Origin of the sequence: Methylobacterium nodulans ORS 2060 (assembly GCF_000022085.1) — a bacterium.
GTDB classification, from domain to species: Bacteria; Pseudomonadota; Alphaproteobacteria; order Rhizobiales; family Beijerinckiaceae; genus Methylobacterium; species Methylobacterium nodulans.
In genome coordinates this window covers 3,974,199-4,000,859 of record NC_011894.1, presented here as the reverse complement: position 1 = coordinate 4,000,859, position 26,661 = coordinate 3,974,199, and the positions used below count along the sequence as shown (strand labels likewise).

Below are 26,661 nucleotides of genomic sequence, written 5' to 3'. Positions count from 1 at the left end.
GCTACTCAGCCGCCAGCGACGCCGCGTCGGACATCTTCGAGCGAATCGCCTTGAAGATCCGCTCTGCAATGATCGGAGACACGCTGTTTCCTATCATCCTGAAGCTGTGCCACGCAGTCGGGTGAAAGACGAAACGATCAGGGAAGCCTTGCAAGCGGGCCGCTTCCCGTACCGTGATCACGCGCGGCTCAACGGGATGGAGCGGCCTAACGGCTTGGAACGATCCTCGGTCCGGTCCGGTTCCTGCTCGGATCGTTGGACACTGCTTGTTCCAATCCAGCCGAACGTGCCGCCCGACGATATCTCTCCCGCCCTGCGGGACAACCGCGAAGCGAGCGGCGACCGCGGGCGCGTGCGGGATGCGCCGGTGGCCGGAGAACAGCCGCCTCGTACCTCGCAAGCGACGTGCATACAGTGACGGCGCCACGTCGAATCCATAGCGCCACCAGTCTAGGCCATCGGGATCGACTCCTTCCTCCATTGCTCCTTGCAAATCGCTGATCGCATCGAAAACCGTAGCCGCGGGCCGGCGCCACGCGTGAAGTTCGCCGACGGTAAGCCGATCAACATACGAATGGTCGAATCCGATCACGAACACGCGCGGCCTTGATGTTGCCGCTCCGAACATCGCCGCGTCGAGTTTGACGGGTCCCAGCACCTCATATCGCCCAGCTACCAACTCAAGGGCGGAATCAAGCTCATGACGGTTCTTTTCGAAGGCCAAACCCCTAACGTTCTCCATAAGAAAGAACGACGGTCGCAATTCAGAGACGAGCCTAAAGAAATGCCTAAGCAATCCGCGTCTAGGATCGTCAGGACTTGCCAGGCCGGCCTCACTGAAACCTTGACATGGCGGCCCACCCACTACGCCATCGACGTGCCCACCCGCATGTCGCAGTAGCTCAGATCGTGTTAAAGATGATATATCCGCAATTAGTGGTCGCGATCCTCTAAAGTTGCGTTGATATGAACTCGTTAGAATGGGATCGATATCAACAGAGGATACAACCTTAAACCCCGCATTACGGGCTCCAAGGCTAAGACCTCCACAACCGCAAAAAAGATCTATCAGACGCATCGCTCAACCGGCTCGAGTCGGAGCGTTGTATCATCCAAAGCACGGTTTGGCGATCGCCGCTGTGCAAATCTCGATTCAAAGTTGTGGAAGCCGGCCCACATCACGTAAGCTGACGGCGCGGGAGAACGTCGTTATGTCAGGTGGATCACAGGTGTCGGCCTCGGCCGATGAGACAATTAACGTCATGCCGACGAAGTCATTTTTCGTCGACATGCTAATTCGGGATATACCTCTCGAGAGGGCCGTTTTAGATCTCGTGGACAATTGTATAGATGGAGCAAAGCGCCTTCGCGACGCCGGTGAGCAAAACTACGACGATCTTAAAGTAAAAATTGAAATGGATGATCAAGGATTCGCCATAGTTGATAATTGCGGGGGATTCTCGATTGATACGGCAAAAAATTACGCTTTTCGTTTTGGTCGCCCAGACCGTTCAAGAGATACGCCCTTCTCGATAGGACAGTTCGGCGTCGGAATGAAGAGAGCTCTCTTCAAATTTGGAAGGTCATTCACTGTATTATCCACAACAGCGAATGAGCGCTGGTCGGTTGATGTAGACGTGGATGAATGGGAAAAGACTCCAAGCTGGAGTTTTTCATTCACACGCCATGAGACTGGGCTTTCGGTGCCAGAAGAGGATCAAGGTACCGAGATCCGCGTGTCCCGATTGCGTCCGGAGGTCAGCATTAAATTCGGATCCAGCTCCTTCAAACGCACGCTGGGAGAGATGCTGCGCACACATCAGAGGCAGTTCATTGCAAATGGGCTGAGTATTCAGTTCGAGGGATCCTCGCTTTCTGCAACCGATCTCAAGCTGCTCACCGGAACCGTCTCCCCAGCTGTCGACACTTACGAAGATAGCTTGCAGGGGCAGGAAACGGTGATGGTGAGGATAGTTGCAGGCGTTGGCATTTCCGATCCTCAGTCAGCCGGGTGGTATGTTGTCTGCAACGGCCGAGTTGTCCTGGCAGCAGATCGAACAGAGGAGACAGGCTGGGGACAGGTCGCTGAACAGCGGCCCGAAATTCCGAAGTATCACAATCAGTATGCGCGCTTCAGAGGGGTTGCTTACTTCGATTGCCGTGATGCCGGTCGACTTCCTTGGAATACAACCAAAACCGGTATCGATTCCGATAATCCTGTCTGGCGTCGTACGCTTGAGCGAATGGTCATCATGACTCGATCTGTGATCGATTTTCTCAATGAGGTCGACGCCGAAATCTCGACCCAAGGCCGCGAAGGGCCACTGTTGAAGGCATTGAGCTCTGGCACTGCGCAACAGGCTGAAGTGCTGCGGCAGCCTAGGGCTTTTACTCCTCCAGACAAAACAAGATTCTCTGCTCCTCCAAGGCGCACAATCGCCTACTCGCGTCCGCTCGAGCAGATCGAGGCATTAATGGACCACCTAGGCCTGAATAGTGCCAAAGCAGTCGGCGAAGAGACCTTTGACGAAGCATACCGGAAAATCGAAGGTTAACCCGTGACCGCCAGCTACCGCAGCATCGATTATTCGATCAGACCCGCCAAATTTGCTGAAAGACGCATGCTTGCAGAAGCGTTTAGGAGGCTTTCAAAGTTTGCAACTATTGAATCCTATCAATATGTGGGATTCGGATCCATCTGGTTTTCGGATTTTACTCATTTTCACAGAGCTCTCGGCATAGAGCGCATGATCTCGATCGAGCGTGAAGCAGCTCATTCGGCTCGTTTTGAGTTCAACAAGCCGTTCCGTGGTATTGAGATGCGCTTCGGAGAATCGGCTGCTGAGCTTCCGAAAATCGATTGGTCGTTAAGATCAATAGTATGGCTAGATTATGACGACCCTTTGAATAAGTCCATGCTGGCTGACTTGCGGACAATAGCTTTAGCTGCGACGTCAGGAAGCGTCGTTACAATATCCGTTCAAGCAGAAACTCCTCCGCTCGTTTCTGTAGATACAAGCGAAGGTGAGTTGCGCCCTTCAAGTGGAATAGATGAGTTGAAGGCAGCGATAGGCGTAGCTCGAGTCCCGTCGGATGCTGTAGACTCAGATATGCGGGGATGGAAGTTGGCACGCTTGCTGCGTCAGGCGCTTCTTTCTGAAATCGAGGATTGTCTTAGCTCGCGTAATAGCGGCCGACCTCAGGGACAATGGATTGATTTTCGCCAGATAGGAGCTTGGGAGTACGCTGACGGAGCTAAAATGACTACCATTTCCGGTGTGTTTGTTGATCGCGGTCAAGCAAGTATTTTTGCGTCATGTGCATTTGAGGAGTTGTCCTTTTATAGACCATCACTTGATGCCATGAGAATCGAAGTTCCCAAGTTGACGCCAAAGGAGATGCGCGATATTGAAACTAGGCTTCCATTAGTGAATGGACAAGATATTGATCCAGGGCATGCCCCCCTTCGCGATGCAAGACAATTCGCTACATTTTACAGGTATCTACCCGCTTTTGCGTCTTTCGAGCCCTGATCTTCGCCGAGGAATAAATGTACTAAATACGGGGACGCGACCAATGAAACTGTTCCGCTTGTGAATTGGAGCTCTGTCGTGCCGCGCCTAGGACAATGAGGGCCGACACTCGAAAGGCGTGTTCGGACCTGAGCTCTGATCAGGCTACAATCGCGCCAGCTTCGCCGCCCGCGCGTCCGACCTCAGACGTGTGTAACGCATCCGCATGCGGGCATCACGAAACCCGCTGATGAGTGGCGCCTCAGAGATTCTGATGCCCAGCTCCAAGAACCGGCCCACCATCGCGTGCTCTGGGCATGCATTTGGTGGCCCGGGACAGGGCGGCTGTCCGGGCGACAGGCTGGCGAGCCCACGGCTCCATGCGAGGACGGTGGGGGACGGCGAATCAGCGGCACTCATGGAACGGCGTAGCCAACGCAGCGCTGCCGACGCCCCCTCCCCGTCTCCCAGATATCTCCCAGAAACCCCGGCACCAAACGAGAACAAATGGCTCCAGAAGCTCTTGGCATAGAAGGAGTTGCAGAGGGGAGCAGGGGAGCACACGTCGTTTACACCGAGAGGGTCGGCGGTTCGAGCCCGTCACCGCCCACCATACGCGGCAATGGGTTATAGAGAAATCTGCCCATGGGCAAGCGATCAGGCGACAGATATCCCGACAGAAACCACTGAAGCGCCAGCCCTGCGGGGCGGCCCGATGACCCGCATCCTCGTCACCGGCGATCGGGAGTGTCGGGACCTTGAGCGGATCTATATGGAGCTCGACGCGCTGCTGCCGACCATGTCCGCCTTCATGTGTGGCGGTGAGCCGGGCGCGGACACGCTGGCTTGGGATTGGGGCTGGAGCCGCAACTTCCACTGCGAGCGATGCATAGCCGACTGGCGCCAGCACGGCCGCGCCGCCGGCCCGCTCCGCAATGCCCGCATGATCGCAGAGGGCCGGCCTGACCTGGTGCTCGCATTCCCAGGCGTGCGCGGCACGGCGGATTGCGTCCGGAATGCCGAGGCGGCCGGGATCAGGGTCGTGAGGAATGGAAGGGAGGGGTGCGATCCGTTCTCGGAAGGGCTCGTCGAAAATTGACGTTCAGAGGCGAGAAAAGCTCCCACATACCGACAGTTTTCGGTATGCTTCGACTGGGGATGAAATCGCCGTTCGCGACGCGCTCAAGCGCCTCGACGTCGCCCTCTACAAGGCGGCCTGCTTCCTGAGAGTGAGCGATAGGACATGCCGGAAATGGGCCAACGGCCGCGCGCGTCTCGATCCACGCCGGGATGCTCCTCACCCTGATGATCACGATGAAGCTGGCGCCAGTGAAGTGCAGGAGTGGCTGGAGGTGAGCGATGGCATACGGCGAACGCGCTGAGCGCAAAGGCCACATCCGGGAGTACTGGTCCCGTCGCCTCGGCGGCGAGCATAATACCTGGGGGCGGTTCGCGAAGTGGCTGACGCATCGCCGTGAGCGGCGCGCCGCAACCCGCGAAGAGCATCATGTCCTGAGGCAACCGGATCAGGACAACTGACCGCGCCGGCATGGTGGACGATGACCAGCGGGAGTTGGTGCACAGGCTCGCCCGCGGGTAGCGTCCCGCCATGGCCGACCCACCCCCCTCGACGCCCCCTCCCCCACCATTCTCGAATGGAGCCGCGGGCTCGCCAGCCTGTCGCCGGGCCAGTCGCCGTGCCACTGAGGCACGCGACACCAGGGTCGGACGGTTTCATTCACATGAGAGCCGATGCACCCCGAACTCCCTCGCGTGCGAGGCTGGCCTGCTACGCGTCCGCTTCCATCGCGATCCAAGGGTGCTGTGGCAATCGCTCCTCCAAGGTCTCCCATAGCAGGCGGGTCGTGCGCGAACTTGTCCTATGCGTCTCCTATGCGTCCCGGCCAGCCTCCCGCGAGGGCAAGACTGGGCAAGCCGAGACTCTAATAAGATCCCTAGAGCGGCATCCGATCAGGTTGCATCATAGCCGGTGCGGACTCTTTGTACGGGTGACGGCCTCAGATCACACGGCAATCCTGTGCAGGACTTCGCCGCTCGCGATCACCTGAAAGGCACCGCCATCAAGCTGAACCACACCCTTGCCATTGAGCAGCGTAAACCGGTGCTGTCCCTTCAGGATGCGCGATCCGCTGAGGCCGCCGGTTCGCGCAAACGTCTGCCAAGCGATGATGGTGCGAACAGTGCCGTCCTCGGTCCTAGCCTCGAAGCGCTCCAATTCATGATCCACGGCTCACCTCGTATCTGAACGGGGCATATAGGAAGCGTTGGATCGTGCTCCCGACATGCTCCGGCGTCTAGAGCGCTACTCAATGAAGCGGCCACCGGTTCGGCGTTAGGAAGCGCGTCAAGACAGAGCCTTACGAGCCGTGCCCATTCCAACCTGATCGGGTACGGCTCTAGCGCGACTGGCTTCGCGATGGAGGCTTCCTGAGAGAGGGAGCGCCCCCGGTAGGATCGAACGGGACCACAGGGCCGCCGCAACCGATGCAGATCGAGTTGGATACTCGGTCTAGGCGCTCTGTACGTAGCTTGTCAGCCGCGTCTCGCTTAGCGGCGGCTGCATCAACATTAGCTCGCCGGCGCCTCTCTTGAGCCTCTGGTGAGTTGCTTGATTCGGCCTTGGAGTGTCGATCAGCAGCAGTTTCAAGGCGTGCGGCTGGAGGGCGCGCTTCTGCATAAGCCGTGGAGATCATTGAGATAAATATTGCGCACAGAAGTATCCTCCTGTGTGGCGCGGTGATCGTTCTGACTTTCATTCTGATCCCCTCAAAAACCGACAATAACATACTCTGGAGGGCGTGTGTGAGCGCGTTGATTTAGGCTTATCCGCGTGATTACCCGGCAGCGTCTCGAGGGGGCTTAGCCCACCTGCAGTCTGATATTCCCGCGCCAGCTGCCGGCCCCAACAGGCCGATATGACCGCTGCTGCTCTCCCCCTGCCGCCTCCTCGTTGATGGTCCTGGTCTCCAGCCAGAGCCTCTCCCGGGGCCTGGACGTCGACCGCTGCTAGCTGTCGGGACAAAGCCTCTCGACGCGCGTTGCATCCTCTGAAGGCTTCCTCATTGGGCGGCCCGGCTGAGCGAGGCAGGCCATGGACGAGAAGCGCGTGACCGGAGAGATCAACAAGGCTGCCGGGCAGGTTCAGGGTGCCGTGGGCGACCTCACGGGCGACACCAAAACCCAAGTCGAGGGTCGGGCAAGAGAAACCCAGGGCACGGCCGAGAACCTGGCCGGGCAGGCCAAGGACGCCATCGGCCAGACCGTGGACCGCTTGCAGGACGCCATCGACAAGGGAGGCGAGCGTCTACCAGGTGCCGAGGAGGTGTACCGGCAGGGCAACGAGGCTGTCAGGCGATATACGAAGGCTGCGCCACTTGGAACTCTGCTGGTGGCTGCCGGCATTGGCTACTTTGTGGGGTGGCTGATCCATGCGCGCCGCTGAGCAGCGGCACGCTCGCGGTCCGCTCTGCGGATGAGCAAGGACAGGCAAGTCCGGTCCCTCTACTCCGCTCTCGTTGGCGCCATCGCCGAGAACGAGACGCTCGCGCTCGACTGCGCTGAGATTGCCGAGCGAGAGGGCGACCCAGCTATCGCCGATATTGCTCGCGCGGTTGGCCGCAACGGGCGTATCAGAGCTCTGGAGTTTTCGGGCCGGCTGGCCTCTCTGGTGGAGCGCTACCCGCAGCTCCTCGACCCGGAGCCCTGAGCCCTTTCCTCCGGCCGGCCGCCGCGCCCCGGGTTCAGGCCGGACGAGTGAGTCGAGACGCTCGCGAACTGCCGGCGATTTGTGTACCGGTTCGGCGCCGATTCTGGGCAGGCCTTCGCCGCGGCGAAGGTGTGGGCACAGCGGGTCCGTCGAGCCCCGGCGCCAGCCGGCCGGCGATCCCGCCGTCTGCGCTGCAACGCCCGCCTATAAGCCTCCCTGCGCCCCCAGGGCCATGCCAGCGGCTCAGGTCGCCCACATGCAAAGCTCACCGGGAACCGGTCCGATTATGGGCGAGGAGAGGAGCAGGGCACCAGAATCGAGCCTCGAGGCTGCGCTTGAGCCACTGCGCCGGGCGGGAGGGTTCTGGTCCGTGGAGGCCAGCGGAGCCGTCCAAGGGCTGCCGGGACGGCAGGGCCGCGGCGAGCGGAGCGGCTCGCGAGATTCGACGCTAGAGCGAGGATGAACCCAAGGGGCACAGGAAGCGGCTCTGGGGGGAGCAGGATGGCAGGCAAGACGATCACGCGGGCTGACCTGACCGAGGCCGTCCATCAGCGGGTGGGCCTGTCGCGAACCGAGTCGGCGGCGCTCGTGGAGACGGTGCTGTCGGAGATCACTGATTGCCTCGCCTCGGGCGAGAGCGTGAAGCTGTCCGCCTTCGGCTCCTTGTGGTGCGCGACAAGGGCAAGCGCGTCGGGCGCAATCCCAAGACCGGCGTCGAGGTGGCGATCGCGCCGCGCCGGGTGATGGTGTTCAAGCCCTCGAACGTGCTCAAGGCCCACGTGACTGGTGGACTGGCCGAGATCGAAGACGACGAGTGACCTGGGAGCGGCGCACACCGACCGCCGGTTGTCCCGGCCCACAGTGAAGCTATGTCGTCCCCCGCGCGGGCCCTGATCCGGCCGCCAAGCATCCTTCAGGGACTCACTGGCGGGCTTGGTGCGTTCGGGTGTAGGGTGCCGTGGGCTGGCGTTCCTGAGCTCTCACGAGCTTCCGCCGCCTGGTGCCGGGCCCCGCGGAACCAAGCCGCCGGCACCTCCTCTGGGAGGGCCCGTCGCGCCTCCTGTACGACGCGGCGGGCTGCCTCATATCGCGGGGACGCGGGCGAGCGAAAAGAAAAAGCCCGCCACCGCAGGCCCGGGCGCGCTCAGACTGACCGCCTGTAGAGCAAGGGGCTATCCGCCTATACCGGAAGCTTGAGCGCGAGGCGGTGGTGGTCAGACCCTGCGATCTTCGTCGTCAATGTAAATTGTCACCGGAGTATTATAGTTTGACGCAAGCCAATGCTTGGCACGTTCAATAATTCTGTCTAGATCTCCTTCGCATTCTTCATCGAATATGTTGTTGTTCTGTATCTCTCCTGCCGTTATTCTGCCAGTTTTAGTTCCATCCTCGTGATTGTGTACTTTGATCAGAAGGTAATCTGGATGAACAGACTCATTGCAACCGAGATAGTGGGTCGTAAAGAGGTCAGACATGGCGACCGCCTCCATAGTCGCGCGCGAAACCGCCCCGCCGGATAGTCCTCGGAAGCATTCTACGCCGATCCGCTCAGGGTGCGAGCCCCGCCCTCAAGCCCGGCGCCTGCGGCGACCCGCTGCGCGGCCATGGGCCGTCCGCGACTACCTGAACGACCCCTCCCCTGGCATGCGGCTGATCGCAGAGGGCGTCGCTCTCGACCTCGCCGCGGTCGTCGCGGCGCACGAGTGGGCGAATCGGATCGCGACCGACCCAGCGATGGGCGAGGGGGCGCGCCGCAATCAGGAACGCCGAAAGGCCGTGTTTCGATGCGCAGCAGGTAGCCGATGTCAGATCCGTCCCACGACCGCGAGGATGATCACGATCACCAGGATTAGGCCGACAACCCCGCCAGGGGCTAGACAGCGTCCACGACGCGCAAACCCGGGAGACGACGATTTCGGACGACGGTTGGGCAGCCGGCTTAGGCCTCCTGGCCGTCATCGCCCTGGTGCTCGCCAACGGCTTCTTCGTGGCAGCCGAGTTCGCCCTCGTTGCGGTCCGCAGGAGCCGGGTCGCCGAACTCGTCAACGAGGGGCGGACGAACGCGCGGGCCCTACTTCGGGCGATCGACCATCTCGATGCTTATCTCGCCGCGACCCAGCTCGGCATTACCATTTCGTCCCTGGCGCTCGGCTGGATCGGCGAGCCGGCGCTCGCGCACCTGATCGAGCCCACCCTCGCCTGGCTGCCGGGCATCCTCTCCACCGCGGCGGCACACACGATCGCAGTGGTGGTTGCCTTCTTCATCATCACAGCCCTTCATATCGTGCTGGGCGAACTCGCCCCGAAGAGCCTCGCCCTTCAGCGCAGCGAGCGCACGGCCCTTGCGGTGATTCGGCCGCTCAGGCTGTTCCTGGTTGTCTTCCGGCCCGCCATCCTGTTCCTGAATGGGCTCGGCAACAGCGTGCTGCACCTGTTTGGCCTGCGGTCGGGCCACGGCGAGGGGGCCCGGCACTCAACGGCCGAGTTGAACCTCCTGGTCGAGGCGAGCCGCGAGGCAGGGCTTATTCGAGCCGCGCAGCAGGAGGCAGTGGAGCGGATTTTCGGCTTAAGCGAGCGCCGTATTCGAGAGATCATGACGCCTCGGCCTGAGATCGAGTGGATCGATCTCGAGGATGATCAAGAGCGGATCCTGAGGGCGGTACGGGCCTGCAACCACGCCCAGATCGTGGTCAGCGGGGGCACTGTCGATGACGTTGTCGGCGTCGTGCGCAAGCAGGACCTGCTCGACCAGGTCCTCGACGGCAATCCCCTCGATGTCGCCGCCGCCGCGCGGCCACCGATCGTGGTGCACGAGGCGATGTCGGTGCTGGCCGTGCTGGAGACCTTCCAGCGCAAGCCGGTTCAGATGGCCATCGTGGTCGACGAGTATGGCAGTCTGGAGGGCATCGTCACGCCGACGGACCTCCTGGAGGCTATCGCCGGCGATATCCCGGAACTCGGGGAAGAGCCTACCGTGGTCGAGCGGGAAGATGGCTCGTTGCTCATGGACGGCATGATGCCGGCCAAGGAGGCATTCGAGCGCCTCGGCATCACGGAGGAGCCGGAGGCGGCCGACTTCAACACGCTGGCCGGCTTCATCATCTTCCAGCTCGGCCGCATCCCGGCAGTGGGAGACAGCGTCGTGGCGGACGGCTGGCGGCTGGAAGTCGTCGACATGGACGGCCAGCGCGTCGACAAGGTGCTGGCGACACGGATGGAGTAAGTGGTCGTAATCGAGACGTAGGCCCATAATGCCCAATCCACGCAACACCGGCCCATTCGCATAAGGGCCGGTATGGGATGCGTTACGGTGCCTGCGGAAGTCTTCCGAAGGTCTCGCGCGGACCTCGAACCGGCCGCCAGGCACCGTTCAGGGAGTCGCTGGCGGGCTTCGTGCCTTCGGGTGTAGGATAACTGTGGGCTGGCGCTCCCGAGCTCTCCCGGGCTTCCGCCGCCTGGTGCCGGGCCCCGCAGAACCAAGCCGGCAACCTCTGAGGGAGGGTCCGTCGCGCCTCCTCAACGCGGCGGGCTTCCTCGACCTTCAGCGCCGCTAGAGCGGGGTCCGAGCGGGTTGAAACCGTGGTGATGGCAACGCGTTGGCCGGTCCCCGGGGGGGCGGCTCAACGGAGGTGGCCCATGCCCTCAGCTTTGTCTGTCGACCTGCGCCAGCGCGTCGTCTCGGCCGTTGCAGAAGGCGCCTCCTGCCATCAGGCCGCCGCGCGCTTCGGGGTCAGCGTGGCCAGCGTCAGCCGCTGGTCCAGGCAGCAGGAGGGCCAGGGAGATGTCACGCCCAAGCCCATGGGCGGCGACCAGCGCTCGCAGCGCATCGAGGCTCATGCCGAGCTCATCCTGCAGACCTACCAAGCCCACCCGCAGAGCTTCCTGCATGAGCTCTGCGAGACGCTCCAGGAGCAAGGCGTTCCGGTCAGCCGCAGTAGCCTGTCGCGCTTCTTCGCCCGGCACCGCATCACGCGGAAAAAAGGGCGACGTACGCAGCTGAGCAGGAGCGGGAGGATGTAAAGGCGGCTCGTGAGGCGTGGTTTGCCGGCCAGCTTGAGCTGGATCCGGAGCGACTGGTGTTCCTGGATGAGACCGCCGCCACCACCAGCATGGTCCGCCGCTACGGCTGGGCCCCGCGCGGCGAGCGTTGCCGCCTCGCGGCACCCGCAGGGCACTGGAAAACCACCACTGTGATTGCCGGGCTGCGCACGAGCGGGCCTGACGCGATCGCTCTGCTGGACGGCCCTGTGACGGGCGAACGCTTCCGCGCCTACGTGACCGACACCCTGGTCCCCACCCTGAGACCCGGCGACACCGTGATCCTGGACAATCTGGGCGCTCACAAGGTGGCCGGCGTGCGCGAGGCGATCGCGGCAACCGGGGCCCGGCTGCTTTATCTTCCTCCGTACTCACCTGAGTTCAACCCGATTGAGCAGGCCTTCGCCAAGCTGAAAGCGCTGTTGCGCAGGGCGGCGGCCCGCAGTGTCAGTGAACTCTGGGCGGCGATCCACCAAGCCTTCAAATGCTTCTCGCCGGCTGAGTGCCGCAACTACTTCACAGCTGCTGGATACGAGGATGATGCTTACGCTTCAACCTGATCGGGAGCGGCTCTAGCCGCGGCAGGTCCTTCGACATCGACAAGACCGGGCTGGTGAAGTTCGACACATACTTCGGGCCGGCGTTGAGCTTGGTCAGGAACGCGCGCCGCCCATTCGCAGAAGCCCCGCCCGGTATGGGACGAAGAAGAGCCCGCCCGGTCCTGCAGTGGCGAACTGACTGAGGTGGGCAGAGGCAACCACACCTGCCGGTGCGGCGCCTTAACCTGCGTTACCGGATCGGATCTGCCCCGTCCTGAGAACGTAGCCGCGCAGCGACGGCCAGCAGGCCCACCCGATCGATCCAGCGGCCATCTCGGGATCATCCTGCTCCTCTGCACGCGTGCTCAGACCGGCGAAGCGGAGCAGCACCCGCTGCACCTCGTCATTGACCAGCAGAGCGGGAGGTGGAGCGGCCATCACAGGCGACGGCACGACGAAGGAGCATGAGGTCCCGGTCATCCTGTGCCCCGCGAATCAAACCGAGCCGGCTTCGTAGCCCAGGCGGTCGCGGATGGCATTCACCTTGGAGGTTGAAGGCGACGAGCTGGAGGCCTCAGCCTCGCGCGTGACGCCGGCCCATTCGCATAAGCGACAACGCCGGCTTCAATCACCGTCGTGAACGCCTGGTCGGCTCGGTCGCCCTGATCACCTCCTGCGGCGGCACGACGGAGGCGGTCGTCTCAACGTCGAAAGTGTTGATCAGAGGCGTGGGCTCCGGCGGTGGGATGATCCTGGCCTCCGTCATCGGCAAGTCCGGAAGGCGCGGCCGAGACCTGTACGAGCCTTCCCACCATGTGACCGCGCCCGCTCCGATCAGGATCAGCGCGACGACACCAGCCAGTTTCAGCTTGAGGGTGATCCGATTGGCCATGCCGGACAACGCCCGCACCTCGACGTGGTTCTTAGAGCCGAACTTCAGGTTGTTAATAGCTCCTGTGTGGCTGTATCCGCCCTCGCGCGCGAAGCCGGTCCGTTCGCATAAGTGCAAGTATGGGACGAGAAGAGCCCGCCGCGGTGGGGCCGGGCGGGCTGAGGTCTGGTTCGATGGGGATCGAACTGGTCCAGAGGAACACACCTACCGGCGCAGCGCTCTAAACTTTGCTAGCCGAGCTCCGTCTGGACGTTCCGCGCCACATGGCCTTTCAACGACGCCGGTGTTCCTTCCGCCACGCGCTCGGTGTCGTGCCGGTCCAGCGCCGGAAGGCATGCGTGAAGGCGGCCGGCTCCGAGAACTCCAGCGCGGCCGAGATCTGCGCTAGGCTCAGGGTGGTGTCGGCCAACAACTGCTTCGCGATGCTAAGCCGCGTCTCGTCGGCGACCTGTGTGAAGCTCGTGCCTTCGGACTTCAGCCGGCGGCTCAGCGTGCGCCGATGGATCCCCATCATCTGCGCGACCTGCTGCGCAGTGAGCGGCTTCTCAGTCATCGTGGCGCGCAAGCGCTGGTGAAGCTCGTCTGTCATGTCAACGGGAATGAGGGCCTCGGGACAATGTTCCGGAAGTCTCATTCGCCGCCGATAAATGCCGGTTTTGTCACCGGCAATGAGCGCGTGACAAGGAGATTGGGCTCGCCCGGCTCGTGCTCAGGGCTTCGAGCGCCGCGGCGGCCCGCTCCAGGATGCCAGGGTTGTACTCGGCCCGCTCGAACCAACAATTTCACGTCAGCGCCGAAGCCAGCTCGCCCGCGGGTTAATCCTCATCGTCCTCATCGCGGCGCAGCTCCTGCTCTCGCCGGTACTCGCGGCGGCGCTCGATCGCACGGTCTCGTCTCATCTCTTGGCGTTCGATGTCGCGCTCGCGTTCCCCTCGTGAGCGGAAGTCGACGCTCGGCCCGCCAGGGCCGATTTCGATGTTCTGGGCTGAGGCTGGTGAGATCGAAAAAATCCCCACCGCGCAAACGGCGGTCACAAGGAATGTTTTCATTTCTCCCTCCATAATGTCCTTACGGGAACAGCCTCCCCGAAATTTCGTTCCTCAGCATCAGGGAAGCCTCGTTGCTTGGTGCAACACCAGAAAAAAGGGGCTGTCGCAAACGCGAACGCGACGGCATTCACGGGTCGTTCGCCATACCTGCCCAGCTTGCCGCCTCCGCCCGAGAGCCGGCCCATGATCCTCAACGCCCTCGCCCTCAAGTTGAAGCGCCAAACCCGGGGCGACTTCAAGGGATGGCATTTCGAGGCGACGCTCATCGTTCACTACGGGTGCGCCTCGCTCTGCAGCCTGAGCCGCGCAGCGGCGGCCCGAAGTCCCGCATGATCGATCCACACGGCCAGTTCGGGATCGCCCTCATCCTGAGCCCGTATGCTCAGTCCGGCGAAGCGCCGTAGCACACGCTCCACCTCGTCGTTGACCAGCGGAACGAGAGGCGGTGGGGCGACAATCAGGGCTGGTGGCAGGGCGCGGCGGACGACCTACCGGCGTGACGTGTCGACCATCCTGAACGCCCCCTCGCACATCGAAGTGAGCCGGCTTTCTAGCCGGAGCACCCGTCAATGCGATCTACCTCCGGAAGTTGCAGTTACCAAGCTGGAAGATGTGCTCGGCCTCGCGCGCGTGAGGGCGGCCCATTCGCATAAGGGCGGGTATGGAACGCGTTATGGTGCCTCCGGGAAGTGCTCGGAAGCATTCCGCCCCGGTCCGCGCGGGGCGCCAGTCGAGGGCTAGTCTAACTGCCTCCGGAGGGCCCTGGCGGTCGCTCGGCTAATCTGGCTAAGACTATGCCGGGCTACGCCGCTGCGGATCTCCAGGGGGCACCGCGATGCAACCCATCCCGCGGGGTGAGACTCCGTCGCCTGCCAGGCTATCGGACGCCCGCCGCAGCCCTCCGCATCGGCCGCTGGCTTATTTTTGCGACTTCTCTCTGTCTTGAGAGGCGATCAGCTTCCTAATAATCTTTATAATATGTATGCGTACTTTGTCGCTCTGCTCAGGTGAGTCCTGGCTCATATGAACACCTTTGAGCTTCGACAGCGCGACATTCATCTTGGCCTCCATGCTGAGGAGGACGATATACGCATCGAGCAAAGTTCGGTTGCACATTAGCCAGCTAGAGTGGCGCAGATTCAGTCGATACCGCCTAGCTACTCACAGTTTACAGCCTTCTCAGAATAACCTCAAGTAAGTGAAAAATAAGCTGTTACAATTGGTTACATATCGAATAGATAAGCAGAATTCGCCCGGGGCGGGGAGAGCCGGTGACTGACCACATAGGTAGGCCGTTCCGTGCTGGCCCCGTGATGCGTACCGTGGGGAGCTCCGTGGCACAGCGCTTCTACTTCGACCTCACTGATGGCTTCACCACCATCCGCGACAACGAGGGTGTTGAGGCTGAGGACTTGGCCGACGCCGTGAAGCAAGCCGAGGCCGCGCTCGAGGAGATGAGAGCTGCTGGCGAGCTGGCCGACTTCGAAGAGGGCTGGAGACTCGTCATTCGCACCGGGGCCGATGCGAACCTTGCCACGATCCCGATCGTCTAGGCGAGTAGGCCGCGCTACGCGGCCCAGCGCTCCGAACGCGCCAAATAATTAGGATTAGGTCGAAGGAAATAGTGAACGACAATGGCGCGCGGTGGCAGTATTGGCCATCACAACTCAAGCGAGCTCGTCGGCAACTGTCTATGTAGCGCTGAGAGAGGGTTGGCTAACAGCTCCAATTTGACAGGCGTCCGCAAATTCAGCTGTGGGTTGTCGTTCTACCACGTCGACTACCAGAGCGGCCACTGCAAGACCTACCTCGTCTGGGAGGTTTCATCCATGAGCGACGAAGCAGGCGCTCCCACGTCGCATTCTGAGGCAGGTACGATCGAACTGGTCGCCGACATTGTTTCGGCGTACGTCTCGAACAACGTCGTCCGTCCGGCCGACCTGCCGGACCTGATCGCGGCGGTGAGCCGGACGCTCGGTGAACTGGGCAAACCCTCCACGCCCGCCGCGGAAGAGACGCCGAAGCCGACCGCCGCCCAGATCCGGAAGTCCATCACGCCAGACCACATCGTCAGCTTCATCGATGGCAAGCCGTACAAGACCCTGAAGCGGCATCTCACGCGTCACGGAATGTCGCCGGACGAGTACCGGTCGAGGTACGGGCTCCCACCGACATACCCGATGGTCGCTGAGAGCTACGCGAGCCAACGCTCCGAACTCGCCAAGGCGTCGGGCCTTGGTCAGAACCGCCGGAAGACCGCTGCGGAGAAGCGTGCGGCCACTGCCGCGACGGTGAGTGCGCCGGCCAAGCCGAAGCGGAGTTCTGGGCGGCCGAAGACGGCGAGCTAGCGCGACATATCGCGGGCTGGAGCCAAGGCTGGCGGGAGGCGATCTATCGGCTCTCCCTACAGCTGAGGTATCCAAGTGCTCGCATTCCCCATGCTGCCGCTGGTCGTGGTTCTCGTTTTCGCCGCCGGTCTGGCGGTCATGCCACACCTTGAGCAGTGGGCTGGCGTGGTGAGTATCGTGCTGAGTGCGACAGCCCTGGCGCTCGGTATTTTGGTGGCCGGCATGGCCGCCGCGCCGCCCACGACCGCAGATCATGGGGCGGCGGTAGCTGTCCCCGTGGACGAGTAAGGGCCTCACCGGCATGTGATCGCTTGTTCGAAGCAGAACGTGCCTGGACCTGACCAGATCGGCAGGGCACCGAGGCAGGCTCTGAGGGCGGCCGGATCGCGTGAGACGCCTGCTGTCTTCGCTTGTTCTACGGCGAGGGCCCGCTGAGGGCGGACGCCTCGTTTGCGATGCAGGCCTGCAGCAGTGCCCAAGGCTTGTGGGGCTACTCGCCGAGCTCCCACCACAGACTGGCCATGGAAGTCCGCCCCGAGCCGGCTCGCCAGCAGGGTCAGGTAGACCTTCCAGACAGCCGGCGCCGCACGCGCCTCCACATTGCGAGCGGCTGGGGCGCGAGCGGATCCGGTCCGCAGCCCGCGCACTACAAGGTGGTCGGACGGGACGTGCCGTGGCCCGACGGGTGGACGGCGATCTGAAAGGCCGGTTCCCGGCGCCTGGACGAGGGCTAGACGGCCATCAAGCTTCAGAGGCTAGCTTGGAGAGCCTCGGCGGCTCCCCAGCCGCTGGCGGCCCGCCTGAACAGTTTCGCGCGGGAGAAGGCGGCGCGCTACAACGGGAGCGGGACCAAACATATCTCTCTAGAGCCGCGACCGTTTCGATTGAAACGGGCACGGCTCCCAAGTCTTTGATTTTTCGCGCTCCCTCACGCCGAACCGGTATCCACTTCGGCGGGGAGCGCTCTAGCGGCCGAGACGGAGATCGCCTCGGTCCGCATGGGCTCGAAGGCGCGGACGCACCGATTGCACCGCGGGTGGCCTGAACATGCTCTGCATCAGCATGTTCCTGTTTGCAGCAAATTCTGACCACCGCGTGCAGCACTGCTCGTAATGCGCGAGCCAGCGCTCCGTTTGGGCGATCACATCGTCCAACGAGGGGTACATTCCGGCCTCCTGAGGTCAGGATCCAGACAATAAAAACTAGACTGGTGTGGATACATCAGTCACATATCTCTTTGGGATACTATGCTTCAGCGTGGCTTTGTTTCAGCACAGCTTTGCGGCTGGCGTAACATGACGGCTCAGCGGATGGAACCGCCCGGGTTGAGCCAGATCAGCACAGTCCCATGCTGCCCTGGCATGCTCACGGGCTGAGTCGGCCGGCGAAAGCGCGGTCAGCGCGCCTGGACGCCCATTGGGCCGGTCCGGGTAAGCCGCCATGCCCGTGAGCACCCCTGAGGGGCTGATCTTCCGGTTGGCGAGTGTCGTCCATTCACCCAGCCCTGGGCCACGCCCCCGCCGCAGCAGGACAAATTTGAGGGGTCGAAACGCACTTCCGTGATCATGCGCGTCTTCCCGGGCTCACCAACAAACGATCGAACTGAGTGGGTTGATAGTCTCTGCCTGTAATGTCCCTGATAACCACCGCCTCATGGGACGTGCATTCAAGATCGCGGGCCTTTTCAAGGGCAGCCACAGGGGTTTCCTTGTGAAAAATAGCACTGATGCCGGATTTCCAGCCGACAACTACGAAGCTCATCTCTCAAATCTTTCTGCTGATACGCACACGCCTGCCTACTGCCACGCCAAGCATGGCGGCTCCTTTTTTCACGGATTGCGAAACAATAACCACGTTGGCTGGAAATCTGTTCCAAATACTGCTTTGCGCCCCAGCCGGCCGGCGCCATCTGCCGGCTTTTGGACACGGTCGCCTTCTTGAAGGGCCCATCCGTGTCGGACGCGGACCACCAGATGCTCTTAAGGCGCCTAACACGCATGGCGGTGCGGACGGCGATCCTGCTGGCGAGGCCCGCGTAATAGCTCGCCCTCGAGGCGCGCCTGGAGCCGTGGCGCGCCTCCGGCGGCGCTCACGGCGGTGCGGTGCTGGGCCTGCCCATCGGCGCGACCGCAATCAAGCGCATCCGGCGGCTGCTCGGCCACCACTACATCACCGACCGGGCCGCATGGTGGGCGGCGCGGGCCGAGGCTGGTGGACCTCACGCTGGAGGCGTTTGCCGTGCGCCATGGCTGCTCGGTCGGCGGCACCTCCAAGGCCCGGACCGCCCTGTTCGGCCCGTCACTGCGGCCGGCCGGCTGGTGGCGGGCGCCGGACGTGGCGGCGGTGATCCTGGCGGACCGGCCGCGGGCGGACATCGCGGATGACCTTGGGGTCTCGGTCGGGACGGTCGGGCGGCTGCGGTGGGTGCTGCAGCGCGACGGTCACGGGTAGCGCTTACCCCGACAATCTCGCAGCTCGTAGCAGCCGACGATCGCCCGCACCTCCTCGGCCGTGAGACGGTAGACAACGCGACTCCCTCGCATCACCGCCGCCGTCCAGACCTGCCCACTACGCGCCGGATCGTAGGTCACATTGATCTGATCCCCCGCAACCTCGAACCGGCCGTCGTAGGGCAGCGCCCAGGCCCGCGCCTCGCCCTCGTGAATGAAGGCGTGCACGATCTCAGGGGCGTCCTGGATTCTGGTCATCGGCATGGCTCCGCTCAATCCGGGCGAGACTCGCGCGAGCGCCGATGATAGAACAAAATCAGAACCTGCACGCTGCCCAGAGGGAGCAGCGCGGAGGCGAGCGATGGCGACGGGGACGACCTACCTGATCCAGACCTCCGAGTTTAAGCGGAAGCGCCTCGTACCGGGCGCGCGCGATGTGGCGCCAACCGGGAGCGGCGCGCTCAAGCGGGCCGAGGCGATTGCGACCCGCAAGCCGGGCGCAGCGGCTCTCCAGATCCGGGCCGACAACGAGACCGGCGAGCTGGAGAGCGTCGTGATCCTCGGCCAGTTCGGTGAGGTGCCGGAGGACTTCGCCGAGCAGCTCGCCGGCGGCTGAGGCGACGCCGGCACCCGATTCCCCTGACTTGATCGGGAGTGAGGACCGAGCGCGGCCCCTGACGGATCGTGAGTTTCGCATGGCGCTTGCCGCGCTCGGGCTCACGCAGAGCGCCGCCGCGAGGCTTCCAGCACCGGACCCTCATCATCCCGGCACGCCGCCATCAAGGAGCCGTCAATCTCACGGGAGATGATAGGGCGCGGCGCGGCCTTTGCCCCGCCACGTATTCCGCGGTAGTGCGAGTCCCGTGAGCCGCTTACTCCTCGTGGGCGGGTCGCCCGCGCAAGCGGGGCCCGGATGCTGGAACCACCCGGGCCGAACCTTCTCAGGCCCCGGGCGGCAGCGTAGCGCCGGAACGAAAAAGCCCGCCGCGGCGGGGCCGGGCGGGCTGCTCTGAACTTAAGTTTGTGAGGTGGAAAGAAGAGTCCGCTCGCGGAGTTAACTTCAGACGCTTCGACCCCTCAACCGGAGCGAGGCGTCAGCAAGGACGGCCAGAGGAGCTTGATCGCGTGCGGATAGCCATCATCACAGCCGCGGTACTCGCCGGGATCGGCGCGGCCGCTCTCACCGAGCCGGCCGCCGCCCTGCCGATCGGCTCTAGCCAAGGGGTCGCGGCGCCGGAGGGCATCATCAGTGAAGCCCGGGTGGCCCACCATCACATGCGGCGAGCCCGCCATCGCCGCTTCGGCGTGATGCGTAGAGGCGGGCGCTTCAACAACGTCACGCGCGGCGCACCGGCGGGTTACAGTCGTGGCAATGCTGTCACCGGCAGCACGGCCGCTCCGAGCGGTAGGTAATCTTTGCGGTGCACCGGAGGTTTGAGCCTGTGCACCACCACGGTCCTCTCAAGGTTAGCCTGCTTGCGGTACGCCGTAAGATGCGGGAAACGGAGAAGAGCCCGCCACGGCAGGACCGGGCGGGCTGAGAAGGGCACCATTGGGAGGAGCACCCCAGACAACCACGCCGGCAGGCGTGGCGCCTTAACCTGGGCTACCGGCTTTCAATGGCGCCGGTGTTCTTTCCGCCATGCGCTTGGCGTTGTGCCGGTCCAGCGCTGGAAGGCATGCGTGAAGGCGGCCGGATCGGAGAACTCCAGCGCGGCCGAGATCTGCGCTAGGCTCAGGGTGGTGTCGGCCAACAACTGCTTCGCGATGCTAAGCCGCGTCTCGTCGGCGACCTGTGTGAAGCTCGTGCCTTCGGACTTCAGCCGGCGGCTCAGCGTGCGCCGATGCATCCCCATCATCTGCGCGACCTGCTGCTTGCCGAGGGGCTTCTCAGTCATCGTGGCGCGCAAGCGCTGGTGAACCTCGTCTGTCATGTCAATGGGAATGAGAGCCTCGGGACAATGTTCCGGAGGTCTCATTCGCCGGAGATAAATGGGGATTACCGGTGACGATCAGCGGGCCTCGCGGGCCGGCGGATCTACTGCGGCGATCTGTCGGCCTGAACCGGGCAGATGCCGGGCAAAGAGACGCCGACCGCGGGTGAGGACACTGCCCGGGGCCGGCGCGCTGTCCCTCGCTGGCTAGAAAGAAGCCGGCCGGAGATGCGTGATCCAGCCGGCAGTGAGCAAGGGGGCCATGGGGGTTAGACATGGCCATTGAATTCATCGCGGCGCGGCGCAGCCTGTTCCGCTGTAGGGTTGTCTTTGCGGAGCAACTCGACCGGCGCACAAAGAAGCGCCGGCAGCGGGTGAGGGAAGCCCGGCCGACCTTGAAAGAACGTCCATAACCGCAGGCATATCGCGCGGCAGCCTGCGATGGTTCCATCTCTGCCACGATGTCGGGGGCCTCGGCGCTGGTCATCCCTGCGGCTCTTCACCGGTGAGATCTCACCCCCAGTTCGCATCCGTAGCAGGCGCGCATGCTCGGGGCGAAGTAACCCAGCTGAACGACGCGACCGCGGATCGGGTGCATCAGGTCGCCATGACCGACCATGTCGCACGCGATACTCAAGCGGTCTTGGACGATGCTCAAGCGCTTAAGCGGGAGCGCCAGTGCCTCCGCGAACAGCGGCAGGAACTGCTGAAGGCGCTCCGCTTCAGTGTCCTCGCCCTTAGGAGCGAGCGAGTGGAGGGTGCGGTGATCCGTGCGGAGATGAGGCATCGCGGCATGCCGTCCCCACCGCCGAATCGCAAGAAGGATGGGCCGGACGGGGCCTGACCGGCGATCTCAGCGCCTGCCCAGCAGCGTCCAGCCGGCGCTGATTGTGACCATGCTGGCGAGGCCCGCGTGACCCGCCGCAACCCCCGTCGCGCCTACGAGTACGGCCGGGGTTGCGGCCGCCGACCATCGCCGAGTTGCGCGCGGCCAGCACAGCGAACTTGCGGTTCTTTCACTTCTGCTTGGATTCAGGACGCTCGCCTGGACCCGGCGGGTGGCCGGGATCGGCTCGGCCACCTGGCTGTCCTGCGACGCCGGGCGCTCCGCCCCCAACATTTGCGCCTGGTGTCGTGCCGGTCGTGCGTGGCTCCTGTTGAGCATTCCCCGCCGCTGCCGGTTTGTCGGCTCCTGCTCCTGTGGTCGTCCCTTCCGCTGCAAGGGCGATTGAACTGAGGGACACTACGGCTGCGGCGCATGCGCCAAGAATGGGCGCAGATTTCATCGGGAGAGCTCCCTATGTACGTTGGCTGACACGGGGCTTCTGGCCCGTGTCGAACGAGTCAACGCAGGGGCCCATGCGGCAGATCCAGACAGGCGTCCGACACGGAAGGCGGCTCGCCGTGGCGGGCTGAGTGGATAGGTCAAAAAACCTCTTGGGCTGTCTTCTTGGGGCTGCTTAGGGCGGCAATCGATCAAGTTGCGTCGTACCCCGCTGTGGCGAGGTGTTTCAACACTTGGCCGGACGGAAGTGGGTCAGCGCGGGGTAATAGCGGCCCAGAGGTCCGGGATGGTGCGCGCGGACAGCCACATCACCGCGGCCGTGAGCTGCTCTGCCTGCGGCTCCCGGGAGATCGGCGTGATGCGCGCCATGCTGGCCCACTCTGCTCGGGTCCATGCCGAGACCGGCTGGCACCCGACCGGATCCGGCCCGCTGCCGGCGCACTACCAGGTGCTTGGGCGGGACGTGCCCTGGCCGGATGAGGAGCCCTGAAACGAAAAGCCCCACCACGGCGGCGCCGGGCGGGGCAAAGGGATCGCAGGTCCTGAGTAGAAGAGCACATCACCGGCTCGGGCGGGATGGCCTTTTGGTACGGCCTGAGACGAAAAAACCCGGCGGTGAGAGGCAGCCGGGCGCAGTGTCGAACTTGGAGATTGACACAGGAAAGCACAGCCTCCCCGGCAACGAAATAGCCCGCCGCGGCGTGCAGGGCGGGCTCGGTGCGCTCCAGGATCTGACGCAGGGCTCAGTGCTCGCGGTTGGCCCGCCCCTGCACGGCCTGCTCGCGCTCGATCCGGTCCAGGATCTCGGTCTGACGTCGGCTCTCCTCACGGATGATCCGCACGCACTCCGCAATCCGGCTCTGGGCCTCCGTGCCCTGGCGCAGCAGGTCGCGGATCTCGCGCTGGAGGTCGAGCAGCGCCGCCGGACCCTGGAAGTGCAGCAGCGGGCCGTCCGCGAGGCTGCCGGGCGCCGGTGGCGGGGCCTCAGCCTTGTCGCGATTGGCCCGCAGCACCATCGCGACGCAGACCACCGACACCAGCCCGCCGACGATGACCTGCAGCACCGGCATGGAGGACAGGAGAGGCAGCAAGGCGATCAGGTGTTCCATCTCAGCCCACCTGCTCCAGGGCTATTAACGCCTGGCCCAGCCGCGACTTGCGGTCGACCGCATCCAGACGTGCCACGTAGCAGGAGAGCGCCTCGAACAGGGTCAGTGTCCCGAACACCGGGATCACGAAGGACGGTGCCGCTGCAGTGATGGCCTCCACCACCAGGGCGAGGGTGAGCTGGCCCATGATGAGCGCCCCGAAGCCGGCGCAGATCGCCCGGACGTTGGCTCCGTTGGGGCGGACCAGCCCGTTGTTGATGTGGCCGTTGAGGTAGAGCGCGGTGATGCGCAGCACGCCCACCGCGCCGAAGAAGAAGGCCATGCTGCCCTCGCCGAAGCCAAGGTCCGCGATCGGCTTGAGCGAGGCCCGCTCCAGGGTGTCGCCTGGCAGCGCGAGCGTCAGGGCGATCAGCAGCATCATCACCGCCATGGCCCATTCGAACAGGCGGTTCGAGCTGTAGGGCCCCGCCGGATGCGAGACGGTGTGTTGAGTGCCCGGGAGATGCATGCTGACCCCCTCGCTCCTTACGGTGCCGGCTGGACTTTGGCGCTCGGGATGGCGATCGCAGTGGCCGGATCGGCGAGGATCGTCTTGACCTCCGGCACCTTGGCGGCCGCGGCGACCAGGGCAGCGTTGCGGCGCGCGTACAGCCCCCACAGGGTCACGAGGATGGTGACGATGGCGCCGGTGAGCGCGGTGGCAGTATCGGCGTCGATCCAGCCGCGACCGACGGCGATGCCGCCGGCGACCTGAAGGAGGGTGCGCAGGAGTGAGGTGAGCTGCTCGCTGTTCATGGGGGGCTCCTGAAGATGCGCGGCGGGCCCGGCCGGCTCGGGGTGGTGCTGAACGCGCCCTCGGAACGCCGATGGCGAAGCGAAATAAGGGGCTTGAGGCGGTGACGAACTGTCTGGGATTTCCGGACGGTTGGTTCAGGCCGCCTTGCCGCGCCACAGGCGCTTGAGCGCCGCGAGCAGGCCGCCGGTCTGCACCGTGGCGGGCTTCGGGGGCTGGGTCCCGACCGGCGGCAGGGTCGTCGAGGTCGCGCCGACGGGTGCCGTGACCAGGGCGAGCGCGTCCGTCCGGACACCGGCCACCCGCTTCGTCCAGCCCTTCCCGAAGGTGGGCCAGCCCTTCAACGAGCGCAGGAAGGTCAGGCGGCGGTCGCACAGCGCGGTGACGAGCCAGCGCTGATCCGTGCGCGCGACCGCCGCCAGGGTCACCGCTCCGATCACCCCGTCATCCGCCACGCCGACCAGGCGCTGCAGCGCGATGGCCGCCCGGGCTGGGCCAGAGTTCACCGCGAAGTCGAACACGGCGTAGTCGACGCCGGCCGGCAGCTCGTCGCCACGCACCGCATCCCAGTAGCGGGCGCGGTAGATCGGGGCGACCTTGGCGGGCGTCAGCGCCTTCACCTCTGCCCGGGTGGCGGGCCGCCCGAGCACGGCGGAGAGCGTGCCGAGGGTCACCCCGAGGTTGGTCGGGCCGCCAGGGTCGTCGGGGTGATCGACATAGCCGCCCTCGTGCGCAAGAACGAGCGACAGCGCCCGGTCGAAGGACGACGCGGCCATGGATGATCTCCGATGGTCAGGGGAGCGGAAGGGCTGGGAGCGGACGGAACAGGCGGCGCGCGGCGCTCTCACCGTGATCGGGAGCCCCGGATCAGGGGACCGGCGGCGCCGGGCTCAGGTCAGCGGAATGCCGCGCTTCTTCAGGGCCGCGAGCACGCCCTGGTGGTCGGTGGCGGCGTAGACCTCCTGCGAGCAGGCGACCCGCGCCAGCTCGATCTGCTCGGCCGTGCTGGCCGCGGCATCGACCTGCTGGGCCAGCTGCGCAACCGTGAGGCCGCGGATCCGGGCCTCCTCCTCCAGCATGGTCGAGCGCACGCCCGCGGAGAGGAAGGCGCGGGCCTGGGCCGCCTTGTTGGTGTCCATGGCCCGCTGCACCGCCGAGCGCTCCTTCTGGCCGATCTCGGCGTAGAAGCGCATCAGGGCGGCGTAGGCCAGGTCCTGGAACTGCTCCAGGCTCGGTCCGAGGATGAGGCTCATTGGGCAGACGGCTCCGTGACGGTGAGGGTGAAGACGCGCCGGCGGTACGGGAACGGCTCGATCGCGACGCGGTAGCTGCCCGGCACCACGAAGCCGATCACGAGATCGCCGCCCGGGTGCGGGGTCTGGCCGGGGCCGAGCGGCCCCTCCTCGACCACGATGCTGCAGGCCGGCACGTTCGGAAGCGTCGCCTGCTCGAACGGCTTGAGGGTGGTCATGTCGAACTCGCCCGGCAGCTCGGGGCGCCGCTTCAGGGCCGGTGTGCCGCTGCTCAGGTCCACGTAGGTGTCGGTCATGTCCTGGCCGACCTCCACGAAGTTCGTGCCGGCCGCGCGCAGCAAGTCGGCGTAGCCGGGTTGGCTCTGGCCCACCATCTGCATGATGCGGCCGGTGTCGTCGTAGATGAAGAACACGTCAGTCTCCTCTCCCCAGCACCCAGAACTTGAGGGTGCCGGCCGTGATTGTCCCTGTGCCGGAGGTTCCACCGCCCTGGACAGACCAGTCGATGGCAAAGCGCCCGTCTCCGATCGGGGTTAGGGTGTACTGGCAGATCCACAAGGACTGGGCGACGCCTTGCGTGTTGGTGATGACGAGCGCCCCCATCGGGATGATGGTCCCGTCGTTGTTGATGTAGGTCCCGCAGATCCACGGGAATGTGTAGTACTTACGGGCAGTCTCAACCCTGGGGCGCCACTGCTGCGTCATATCTGCAGGCGAGCCTAGGATGAACTCCTCGGCCACGGCTGGCGGGTACTGGGCCGAGAAGATCAGGGCCGGGTCGAGCGGATCGCCCGGCGCGCCACCGCCGTGGTTCCAGATCTTCAGCGGATCACCATTGGCGTTGAACTGAGCGTTGAAAGCCATGGGGTCTCACGAGAAGGTCTGGCGACGGTAGACGAGGTACATGATCTTGTCCGGCAGTTCGGTGTAGATGCCACCGGCACCGAAACACGAGATCACGAACTGGTTCGTGGAGATCTGGAGCTTCATGGTGTGACGCGGGACCACTGAGTTGAAGGCACTTCCGCTCGCCTGGAGGGCCACCGGCGGCCACTGGACCGTGCCGTTCGGGCGCACCGCGATCGGGATCACGTCCGGGGTGACGCTGTAGGGGCCGATGCCGACCGTGGCCTGCTTTGCGCCGGCTGAGGTCGGATGAGCCCCGAGCGTGACGATGCCGTGCTCCAGGATCTGGCCCGTCCTGACCCCGAGGTCCATCAGGATGCCATCCCAGGACGGGGTGAAGACATCAAAGCCGGGGCGCATGACCCGAAACCCACCGCCGCCGATCAGGGTCCGCCAGGTCATGGGCTATGCCTTGATCGGCAAGGTGAGGACCACATACCGGAAATAGCCCGGCACGGCGTTGGGGTCCAAATCCGGCCGCAGCTTCGCGATCCTGAATTGGGCCCGGTTCAGGTACTGGAATTGGAAGCGCGGGAAGCCGTAGTTGCCTCCATAAATGGTCTCCTCTTGGGAGAGGTTCCCAAAGGCTGGATCGTAGCGGTCGAAGTAGTACCACGGATAGTAGCCGATGTCGGGGATATTGACGACCTGATCGAGATGGCTCGTCCCCGCCTGGAGGATGTTCGCCATCCGGCCCGCCGCGGAGGAGAACATCCACTGCGAGTGGTTGGTCGGATCGCAGCCGAACAGGTCATAGCCGGGTTTCGAGACGAACAGCCCCTGGTGCCCCGAGGGGTGCTGCCCAATGAGGACGCGCCAGACCACG

General features: G+C 64.0%; 34 protein-coding genes and 2 pseudogenes. 17 read left to right on the top strand and 19 right to left on the bottom strand.

What is annotated here, in order from left to right; genetic code table 11:
• Position 1: 1 nt before the first annotated feature.
• Positions 2-1,078 (bottom strand): DNA cytosine methyltransferase, encoded by a 1,077-nt coding sequence (locus MNOD_RS18525; RefSeq protein WP_015930470.1) that lies wholly within the window; start codon positions 1,076-1,078, stop codon positions 2-4.
• Positions 1,079-1,229: 151 nt separating this feature from the next.
• Between MNOD_RS18525 and MNOD_RS43560 the strand changes: the two genes are divergently transcribed.
• The 4 genes from MNOD_RS43560 (at position 1,230) to MNOD_RS46825 (ending at position 5,051) form a co-directional block, all read left to right on the top strand.
• Positions 1,230-2,555, top strand: coding sequence for an ATP-binding protein (locus MNOD_RS43560; protein WP_198157522.1), 1,326 nt, complete (start codon positions 1,230-1,232; stop codon positions 2,553-2,555).
• 3 nt (positions 2,556-2,558) lie between these two features.
• Complete coding sequence (locus MNOD_RS46830; protein ID WP_015930468.1) at positions 2,559-3,533, top strand: O-methyltransferase; 975 nt, start codon at positions 2,559-2,561, stop codon at positions 3,531-3,533.
• 694 nt (positions 3,534-4,227) lie between these two features.
• Positions 4,228-4,611, top strand: a complete 384-nt coding sequence (locus MNOD_RS18520; RefSeq protein ID WP_015930467.1) for a DUF2493 domain-containing protein — start codon at positions 4,228-4,230, stop codon at positions 4,609-4,611.
• Between the two features lie 260 nt (positions 4,612-4,871).
• Positions 4,872-5,051: a hypothetical protein gene (locus MNOD_RS46825; protein WP_015930466.1), complete on the top strand. Its 180-nt coding sequence runs from the start codon at positions 4,872-4,874 to the stop codon at positions 5,049-5,051.
• A gap of 484 nt (positions 5,052-5,535) precedes the next feature.
• Here the strand turns inward: MNOD_RS46825 and MNOD_RS18515 are convergent, their stop codons facing one another.
• Entirely contained in the window at positions 5,536-5,760 is a 225-nt protein-coding gene (locus MNOD_RS18515; protein ID WP_015930465.1) for a hypothetical protein, read from the bottom strand.
• Between the two features lie 864 nt (positions 5,761-6,624).
• Here MNOD_RS18515 and MNOD_RS18510 point away from each other — a divergent pair.
• The 3 genes and pseudogenes from MNOD_RS18510 (at position 6,625) to MNOD_RS18500 (ending at position 8,057) form a co-directional block, all read left to right on the top strand.
• Positions 6,625-6,975 (top strand): CsbD family protein, encoded by a 351-nt coding sequence (locus tag MNOD_RS18510; RefSeq protein WP_015930464.1) that lies wholly within the window; start codon positions 6,625-6,627, stop codon positions 6,973-6,975.
• 30 nt (positions 6,976-7,005) lie between these two features.
• Positions 7,006-7,239, top strand: a complete 234-nt coding sequence (locus tag MNOD_RS18505; RefSeq protein WP_015930463.1) for a hypothetical protein — start codon at positions 7,006-7,008, stop codon at positions 7,237-7,239.
• A gap of 459 nt (positions 7,240-7,698) precedes the next feature.
• A pseudogene (locus MNOD_RS18500) lies at positions 7,699-8,057 on the top strand (integration host factor subunit alpha).
• A 396-nt stretch (positions 8,058-8,453) separates the two neighbouring features.
• On the opposite strand, the gene MNOD_RS46820 reads toward MNOD_RS18500, so the two are convergent.
• Both MNOD_RS46820 and MNOD_RS50675 read right to left on the bottom strand, forming a co-directional pair.
• A complete protein-coding gene (locus tag MNOD_RS46820) occupies positions 8,454-8,714 on the bottom strand; it encodes a hypothetical protein (RefSeq protein WP_157091505.1) in 261 nt (86 codons plus the stop codon).
• 330 nt (positions 8,715-9,044) lie between these two features.
• Entirely contained in the window at positions 9,045-9,173 is a 129-nt protein-coding gene (locus tag MNOD_RS50675) for a DUF3309 family protein (RefSeq protein WP_157091721.1), read from the bottom strand.
• On the opposite strand from MNOD_RS50675, the gene MNOD_RS18495 reads away from it, so the two are divergent.
• Positions 9,152-10,462, top strand: a complete 1,311-nt coding sequence (locus MNOD_RS18495; protein WP_043748998.1) for a hemolysin family protein — start codon at positions 9,152-9,154, stop codon at positions 10,460-10,462. The two genes, MNOD_RS50675 and MNOD_RS18495, sit on opposite strands and share 22 nt — an antisense overlap.
• Before the next feature lie 413 nt (positions 10,463-10,875).
• Positions 10,876-11,837 (top strand): IS630-like element ISMno11 family transposase gene (locus MNOD_RS43550; RefSeq protein WP_076611772.1). Its coding sequence is split into 2 segments (ribosomal slippage): positions 10,876-11,215 and positions 11,215-11,837, totalling 963 coding nucleotides; the frame shifts between segments, so codons are not numbered across the junction.
• Between the two features lie 607 nt (positions 11,838-12,444).
• Here MNOD_RS43550 and MNOD_RS18475 read toward each other — a convergent pair.
• The 3 genes from MNOD_RS18475 to MNOD_RS18465 form a co-directional block, all read right to left on the bottom strand.
• Complete coding sequence (locus MNOD_RS18475) at positions 12,445-12,708, bottom strand: hypothetical protein (RefSeq protein WP_043748996.1); 264 nt, start codon at positions 12,706-12,708, stop codon at positions 12,445-12,447.
• 271 nt (positions 12,709-12,979) lie between these two features.
• Positions 12,980-13,297, bottom strand: coding sequence for a helix-turn-helix domain-containing protein (locus tag MNOD_RS18470; protein WP_083786496.1), 318 nt, complete (start codon positions 13,295-13,297; stop codon positions 12,980-12,982).
• A 226-nt stretch (positions 13,298-13,523) separates the two neighbouring features.
• A complete protein-coding gene (locus tag MNOD_RS18465; protein ID WP_015927300.1) occupies positions 13,524-13,757 on the bottom strand; it encodes a hypothetical protein in 234 nt (77 codons plus the stop codon).
• 183 nt (positions 13,758-13,940) lie between these two features.
• Here MNOD_RS18465 and MNOD_RS46805 point away from each other — a divergent pair.
• The 4 genes and pseudogenes from MNOD_RS46805 to MNOD_RS18445 all read left to right on the top strand — a co-directional run.
• Positions 13,941-14,027: pseudogene (locus MNOD_RS46805) on the top strand (IS6 family transposase); the annotation flags it as partial.
• A gap of 1,064 nt (positions 14,028-15,091) precedes the next feature.
• The gene (locus tag MNOD_RS18455; RefSeq protein ID WP_244424529.1) at positions 15,092-15,310 is read left to right on the top strand and encodes a DUF6894 family protein; all 219 of its coding nucleotides are present in this window, start codon (positions 15,092-15,094) and stop codon (positions 15,308-15,310) included.
• A 276-nt stretch (positions 15,311-15,586) separates the two neighbouring features.
• The gene (locus MNOD_RS18450) at positions 15,587-16,105 is read left to right on the top strand and encodes a Ros/MucR family transcriptional regulator (RefSeq protein ID WP_015930455.1); all 519 of its coding nucleotides are present in this window, start codon (positions 15,587-15,589) and stop codon (positions 16,103-16,105) included.
• Between the two features lie 90 nt (positions 16,106-16,195).
• On the top strand, positions 16,196-16,393 hold the full coding sequence (locus MNOD_RS18445) for a hypothetical protein (protein ID WP_244424528.1): 198 nt from the start codon (positions 16,196-16,198) through the stop codon (positions 16,391-16,393).
• Positions 16,394-17,668: 1,275 nt separating this feature from the next.
• Here the strand turns inward: MNOD_RS18445 and MNOD_RS46800 are convergent.
• Complete coding sequence (locus tag MNOD_RS46800) at positions 17,669-17,866, bottom strand: hypothetical protein (protein ID WP_157091504.1); 198 nt, start codon at positions 17,864-17,866, stop codon at positions 17,669-17,671.
• Between the two features lie 450 nt (positions 17,867-18,316).
• Between MNOD_RS46800 and MNOD_RS18430 the strand changes: the two genes are divergently transcribed.
• A complete protein-coding gene (locus tag MNOD_RS18430) occupies positions 18,317-18,556 on the top strand; it encodes a hypothetical protein (protein WP_043748989.1) in 240 nt (79 codons plus the stop codon).
• Here the strand turns inward: MNOD_RS18430 and MNOD_RS18425 are convergent.
• Positions 18,547-18,813 carry a hypothetical protein gene (locus tag MNOD_RS18425; protein WP_015930451.1) on the bottom strand — a complete coding sequence of 89 codons (267 nt, stop codon included), beginning with the start codon at positions 18,811-18,813 and terminating at the stop codon, positions 18,547-18,549. The genes MNOD_RS18430 and MNOD_RS18425 overlap by 10 nt on opposite strands.
• 103 nt (positions 18,814-18,916) lie before the next feature.
• Between MNOD_RS18425 and MNOD_RS18420 the strand changes: the two genes are divergently transcribed.
• Both MNOD_RS18420 and MNOD_RS43540 read left to right on the top strand, forming a co-directional pair.
• Positions 18,917-19,171: a hypothetical protein gene (locus tag MNOD_RS18420; RefSeq protein ID WP_015930450.1), complete on the top strand. Its 255-nt coding sequence runs from the start codon at positions 18,917-18,919 to the stop codon at positions 19,169-19,171.
• A 509-nt stretch (positions 19,172-19,680) separates the two neighbouring features.
• Positions 19,681-19,968, top strand: a complete 288-nt coding sequence (locus MNOD_RS43540; protein WP_015930449.1) for a hypothetical protein — start codon at positions 19,681-19,683, stop codon at positions 19,966-19,968.
• A 203-nt stretch (positions 19,969-20,171) separates the two neighbouring features.
• On the opposite strand, the gene MNOD_RS18410 is transcribed toward MNOD_RS43540, so the two are convergent.
• The gene (locus tag MNOD_RS18410) at positions 20,172-20,465 is read right to left on the bottom strand and encodes a helix-turn-helix domain-containing protein (RefSeq protein WP_244424527.1); all 294 of its coding nucleotides are present in this window, start codon (positions 20,463-20,465) and stop codon (positions 20,172-20,174) included.
• A gap of 1,595 nt (positions 20,466-22,060) precedes the next feature.
• Between MNOD_RS18410 and MNOD_RS18400 the strand changes: the two genes are divergently transcribed.
• A complete protein-coding gene (locus MNOD_RS18400) occupies positions 22,061-22,264 on the top strand; it encodes a hypothetical protein (protein ID WP_015930445.1) in 204 nt (67 codons plus the stop codon).
• Positions 22,265-22,517: 253 nt separating this feature from the next.
• Here MNOD_RS18400 and MNOD_RS18395 read toward each other — a convergent pair whose 3' ends face one another.
• The 9 genes from MNOD_RS18395 to MNOD_RS18355 form a co-directional block, all read right to left on the bottom strand.
• Positions 22,518-22,883: a hypothetical protein gene (locus MNOD_RS18395; RefSeq protein WP_015929235.1), complete on the bottom strand. Its 366-nt coding sequence runs from the start codon at positions 22,881-22,883 to the stop codon at positions 22,518-22,520.
• A 1-nt stretch (position 22,884) separates the two neighbouring features.
• On the bottom strand, positions 22,885-23,391 hold the full coding sequence (locus MNOD_RS18390) for a hypothetical protein (RefSeq protein ID WP_015930444.1): 507 nt from the start codon (positions 23,389-23,391) through the stop codon (positions 22,885-22,887).
• 17 nt (positions 23,392-23,408) lie between these two features.
• Entirely contained in the window at positions 23,409-23,678 is a 270-nt protein-coding gene (locus tag MNOD_RS18385; RefSeq protein ID WP_015930443.1) for a Pam3-gp28 family putative phage holin, read from the bottom strand.
• Positions 23,679-23,813: 135 nt separating this feature from the next.
• Entirely contained in the window at positions 23,814-24,452 is a 639-nt protein-coding gene (locus MNOD_RS18380; RefSeq protein ID WP_015930442.1) for a glycoside hydrolase family 108 protein, read from the bottom strand.
• A gap of 114 nt (positions 24,453-24,566) precedes the next feature.
• Entirely contained in the window at positions 24,567-24,929 is a 363-nt protein-coding gene (locus tag MNOD_RS18375; RefSeq protein ID WP_015930441.1) for a hypothetical protein, read from the bottom strand.
• Positions 24,926-25,342, bottom strand: a complete 417-nt coding sequence (locus tag MNOD_RS18370; protein ID WP_015930440.1) for a hypothetical protein — start codon at positions 25,340-25,342, stop codon at positions 24,926-24,928. The genes MNOD_RS18375 and MNOD_RS18370 overlap by 4 nt, the downstream gene beginning before the upstream one ends.
• A gap of 1 nt (position 25,343) precedes the next feature.
• Positions 25,344-25,793, bottom strand: coding sequence for a hypothetical protein (locus tag MNOD_RS18365; RefSeq protein ID WP_015930439.1), 450 nt, complete (start codon positions 25,791-25,793; stop codon positions 25,344-25,346).
• Positions 25,794-25,799: 6 nt separating this feature from the next.
• Entirely contained in the window at positions 25,800-26,237 is a 438-nt protein-coding gene (locus MNOD_RS18360; RefSeq protein ID WP_015930438.1) for a hypothetical protein, read from the bottom strand.
• A gap of 3 nt (positions 26,238-26,240) precedes the next feature.
• A complete protein-coding gene (locus MNOD_RS18355; protein WP_015930437.1) occupies positions 26,241-26,660 on the bottom strand; it encodes a hypothetical protein in 420 nt (139 codons plus the stop codon).
• Between the last annotated feature and the right edge of the window lies 1 nt (position 26,661).

Coding starts and splice junctions, on each gene's coding strand:
- MNOD_RS18525 (WP_015930470.1), bottom strand. CDS start 1,078: ATGCGTCTGATAGATCTTTTTTGCGGTTGTGGAGGTCTTAGCCTTGGA.
- MNOD_RS18520 (WP_015930467.1), top strand. CDS start 4,228: ATGACCCGCATCCTCGTCACCGGCGATCGGGAGTGTCGGGACCTTGAG.
- MNOD_RS46825 (WP_015930466.1), top strand. CDS start 4,872: ATGGCATACGGCGAACGCGCTGAGCGCAAAGGCCACATCCGGGAGTAC.
- MNOD_RS18510 (WP_015930464.1), top strand. CDS start 6,625: ATGGACGAGAAGCGCGTGACCGGAGAGATCAACAAGGCTGCCGGGCAG.
- MNOD_RS18505 (WP_015930463.1), top strand. CDS start 7,006: ATGAGCAAGGACAGGCAAGTCCGGTCCCTCTACTCCGCTCTCGTTGGC.
- MNOD_RS46820 (WP_157091505.1), bottom strand. CDS start 8,714: ATGTCTGACCTCTTTACGACCCACTATCTCGGTTGCAATGAGTCTGTT.
- MNOD_RS18475 (WP_043748996.1), bottom strand. CDS start 12,708: ATGGCCAATCGGATCACCCTCAAGCTGAAACTGGCTGGTGTCGTCGCG.
- MNOD_RS18470 (WP_083786496.1), bottom strand. CDS start 13,297: ATGACAGACGAGCTTCACCAGCGCTTGCGCGCCACGATGACTGAGAAG.
- MNOD_RS18465 (WP_015927300.1), bottom strand. CDS start 13,757: ATGAAAACATTCCTTGTGACCGCCGTTTGCGCGGTGGGGATTTTTTCG.
- MNOD_RS18450 (WP_015930455.1), top strand. CDS start 15,587: ATGAGCGACGAAGCAGGCGCTCCCACGTCGCATTCTGAGGCAGGTACG.
- MNOD_RS18445 (WP_244424528.1), top strand. CDS start 16,196: ATGCTGCCGCTGGTCGTGGTTCTCGTTTTCGCCGCCGGTCTGGCGGTC.
- MNOD_RS46800 (WP_157091504.1), bottom strand. CDS start 17,866: ATGAGCTTCGTAGTTGTCGGCTGGAAATCCGGCATCAGTGCTATTTTT.
- MNOD_RS18425 (WP_015930451.1), bottom strand. CDS start 18,813: ATGACCAGAATCCAGGACGCCCCTGAGATCGTGCACGCCTTCATTCAC.
- MNOD_RS18420 (WP_015930450.1), top strand. CDS start 18,917: ATGGCGACGGGGACGACCTACCTGATCCAGACCTCCGAGTTTAAGCGG.
- MNOD_RS18400 (WP_015930445.1), top strand. CDS start 22,061: ATGGTGCGCGCGGACAGCCACATCACCGCGGCCGTGAGCTGCTCTGCC.
- MNOD_RS18395 (WP_015929235.1), bottom strand. CDS start 22,883: ATGGAACACCTGATCGCCTTGCTGCCTCTCCTGTCCTCCATGCCGGTG.
- MNOD_RS18390 (WP_015930444.1), bottom strand. CDS start 23,391: ATGCATCTCCCGGGCACTCAACACACCGTCTCGCATCCGGCGGGGCCC.
- MNOD_RS18385 (WP_015930443.1), bottom strand. CDS start 23,678: ATGAACAGCGAGCAGCTCACCTCACTCCTGCGCACCCTCCTTCAGGTC.
- MNOD_RS18380 (WP_015930442.1), bottom strand. CDS start 24,452: ATGGCCGCGTCGTCCTTCGACCGGGCGCTGTCGCTCGTTCTTGCGCAC.
- MNOD_RS18375 (WP_015930441.1), bottom strand. CDS start 24,929: ATGAGCCTCATCCTCGGACCGAGCCTGGAGCAGTTCCAGGACCTGGCC.
- MNOD_RS18365 (WP_015930439.1), bottom strand. CDS start 25,793: ATGGCTTTCAACGCTCAGTTCAACGCCAATGGTGATCCGCTGAAGATC.
- MNOD_RS18360 (WP_015930438.1), bottom strand. CDS start 26,237: ATGACCTGGCGGACCCTGATCGGCGGCGGTGGGTTTCGGGTCATGCGC.